4 protein-coding genes are annotated in these 3724 nt (G+C 35.0%); all 4 read right to left on the reverse strand.

The window, feature by feature from the left end:
- Positions 1-525 (reverse strand): carbohydrate ABC transporter permease (locus RT405_RS03050; protein ID WP_396163146.1); only part of this gene is annotated, 525 nt, incomplete at its 3' end.
- Between the two features lie 22 nt (positions 526-547).
- On the reverse strand, positions 548-1450 hold the full coding sequence (locus RT405_RS03055; protein WP_313467457.1) for a sugar ABC transporter permease: 903 nt from the start codon (positions 1448-1450) through the stop codon (positions 548-550).
- Positions 1451-1518: 68 nt separating this feature from the next.
- Complete coding sequence (locus RT405_RS03060; RefSeq protein WP_313467458.1) at positions 1519-2805, reverse strand: extracellular solute-binding protein; 1287 nt, start codon at positions 2803-2805, stop codon at positions 1519-1521.
- A gap of 307 nt (positions 2806-3112) precedes the next feature.
- On the reverse strand, positions 3113-3724 hold a 612-nt coding region (locus RT405_RS03065), incomplete at its 5' end, for a glycoside hydrolase family 2 TIM barrel-domain containing protein (RefSeq protein ID WP_313467460.1).

Genomic DNA, 3724 nt, shown 5'->3' on the forward strand with positions numbered 1-3724 from the left:
GATTTGTGCCGCTTCATCATAGTCTTTTGGAATATTGTCCATAAATTGTTTTACTAAGAAAATATTCATTGCACCTGCTGCTCCAGGAACGATCATTGCCCAAGGAGTATTGACCCATCCTAAAACATCTACGATTTTGTATAGCGGGATCAAGTTTACGACTCCAGGAAACATCATCGAAGCGAGTAAAAAGGTAAAAATTTTATTGCGCCCTTTGAATTGAAGACGACTGTACGCAAATGCCGATAAAGAAACTACAAATAATACAAGTATGGTATTCATCGTAGCGATAAATAAAGAATTAAAAAACCAACGTACCAAAGGTGTACTTGTGTTATCCATTAGCAAGTCTTGGTAGTTCGTCAATACCCAATCAATAGGTAATAAACGGGCACCTTCTGTCAATAATTCCGATTGTGATTTAAAGGAAGTAAAAATTCCATACAATAAGGGAACGATCCAGATCACAGCCATTATCGCCAAGAAAACAAATGCAACGATTTTTGATGTTTGTCTTTTTTTCATTGTTTTCATTGTTTTCTCCCCCTTAATCCTTCGTTTTCAAAAACTTAAATTGAATAGCCGATACGAGCATAATGCAGACACCTAATACAATAGCCATCGCTGAAGCAATGCCGGCAATCGATTGCCCAGAACCAAAGGCATTTTGTTGAATGTACATCAAGAGAACCCGAGTCCCATCATTAGGGCCTCCGCCAGTCAACATGAGCGGCTGTCCATATACATTGAACTGAGCGATCGTAGTCACGACCAAGGTATAAAGGATTTGTCCTTTGATCGATGGCAAAGTGATTTTTAAAAACTTTTGTACCGAGGTAGCTCCATCGATATCAGCTGCTTCATAATAGTCTTGTGAAATCCCATTTAAAGCAGCTTGATAAATGATCATATTTCCACCGATTGTCCACCAAACGGTTACTACGACCAAAGTGACCCAAGCATAGGGCATCGTACTCGTGAATGGTGTTGATGTGCCTAATAATGTATTGATCGGTCCATAAGTGACATTAAACATCAAGGTCCAAACAATGACTACTGCTGAAATAGCAAATAAATTTGGCATATAGAAAAGGGATTGAAAAAATTTACCCAATTTAGGTTTTGTATTCAAAGCCACGGCTACCAGTAATGGCACAATGATACAAAGCGGTACGACAAAAATGACGAATTTAAAGGTATTCGTTAATCCTATTCGTAATTGCGAATAAAAAATAGAATCTTGGTTAGTAAAAATTTCATTGTAATTTGCCAAACCAACAAAATTAGGGCTTGAAACAAGATCCCAGTCTGTAAACGAAATATAGATTCCAAAAAAAACAGGTAACAAGAAAAAAATCGTAAAAATAATCAAATGTGGGGCAATGAACAGCCAAGGCAAGGCTTTACTTTGCCCTCGATTTCTTTTTTTTCCTTTCTTTGATAAAGACATTTGTTCCCACTCCCTTTCTATTCTTTGAGAAAGGGAGCCTTTTAGGACTCCCTCACTCATGAATAGACTTAATTATTGGATTTATCTTTTGAAACTTTGTCTGCTACTTCTTTTTGCATTGCTGGTGCAAAATCATTCACTTTTGCTTTACCAAAGATAACATCTAGTGCGTGTGCATCCATGTACTCAGCTACATATCCATTGTATTTGTAGTCAAAAATAGACAATGTTTCTTGTTCTGCTGGATCATTGATGAACATTGATTGTGGCATTTCTAAGTATTCATCATTGTTCAAAAGATCTAAAGTAGCTGGGTTTTGTCCTGCTTTTGCCCATTCTAATGAATTCGTACGTACCCATTCTAAGAAATCCATGATTCCTTTGGTCTTTTCTTCCGAACGATCCGGGTTTTTAAACATCACGAATTGATGAGAAGAAGACCAGTTGACTGCTTCACTCAAATCATCAGAAAGTTGAGGAGCGTTTGTCAATCCCCAATCAAATTTTGCTTCATTCACATTATTTCTCATCCAGATACCTTCTGGATAGAATATTACTTTACCAGCAACAAACAATTGATACGGATCTTCACCATCTTTTGTAGTGATGCCGCTATCATATAAATCTTTCCATAACCCAAGCGAATCGGTCATTGCTTGATTATCAAGTGTTGGGTTAATACCATCCGATGACAATTCGCCACCATTTTGTTTATACAAAGAAAGCAAAATTGGTTTCATCCAAGTAACACCAAGAGAGGCAATCTTATCTGCTTTGGCTTTTTCGCCAGCTTCTTTGATTTCATCATAAGTGATGATGTTATCATCTAAAGCAGTTGGCGCATATTTTTCAACTAATTCTTTGTTATAATAAGTACCGGATGTATGAATATCAAGTGGAATCGAATAGCGAGTGTCATCAATATCGCCGATCTTCCAAGCTTCTGGTACGTAGTTCTCAGCTTTGATTTCTGGGTAATCTGCTAAAGCGTCATCATACGTTTCTAACATGTCATTGTCATTATATTGTTTGATTCGTTCTGCATGAACAATATTCAAGTCAGGAATGTTTTTACCAGAATTAACAACAGTAGGAATCTTGGTATACATATCCCCTTCTTTCATAGAAACATTTTTCACTTTGAACTCTGGGTTTGTTTTATTGTATTCATTGATCATTTCTTTAATGTTAGATCCATCTGGACCAGTGAAAGGATTCCAGAAAACAATTTCATTCTTGTTGCCTTTTGAAGAATTTCCCGAATCTGAACTACTTGCCGATCCGCCACATCCTGCTAGTAAACCGATACATGCTCCTGTGATTAAAGCTAATCTTGCAAATTTCTTTACTTGCATTTCCAATTCCTCCTAGTTTACCAAAAAGTTAACTCCTATATTTTACCATTAACTTATCAGTAATATTTTTTTATTTTTATTTCTTTCATACACAAATTATCATCTTATGAAAGCGATGTCAACACTATTTTAACAGGTTATACCAAAAATAACTTTAAAGTTAAACCACATTAAATCATAATCCAAATCAGCATTTTAATATAACTAAATAGTTAAAATCGATATTGTTCTATTTTTTTTTTTGGCTTTTTTTATTCTTAACTTCATTTCTAAACTCAACATTTTTCTTGATTTTTTATTAATTCATTTAATTTTTTCGTCGCGTATTGATTTCAAAAACTTCTGCTATATTTACTTTAGAATTTCTTTGAGGATCGAGTAACCCATTCACTTCTTGTTCTACATCAGTCAATTGTGTATAACAATAACCAATTATATAAGGAATATCTTGAATAGCTTTATGAATATCATTAAACCTTTTCATGAACTGTTCTTCATCTTGAACTTGTTCTCCATAGCCCCACTTCTTTTTATTATCAGTAGCAAAGGCTATTCCGCCAAATTCAGAAATCAAAATTGGCTGTCCGTTATATTGATATCCATCAGCCATCATATAGCGAGTATTACTGTATTGTTGTTCATTCTCTAAGAATTTTTCTTTCCTTTCATATCTCGTCTTCAAGACTTCACCAGATTCTTCATAATCATGTAATGTAATAATATCTGAAACAGTATGCTCCCAACCATCATTCGTTATTACAGGCCGAGTATCATCAATCGTTTTTGTTAAATAATAAACAGCCTCGGTAAACTTCTGCTGCTTTTCTCTTCTTTGTATATCTTTGATGCCCCAAGATTCATTGAACGGAACCCAAGTTATAATCGAAGGGTGATTGTAATTTTGCTCAACAATCTTTTT

This window comes from Carnobacterium sp. (assembly GCF_032094055.1).
Lineage (GTDB): Bacteria > Bacillota > Bacilli > Lactobacillales > Carnobacteriaceae > Carnobacterium_A.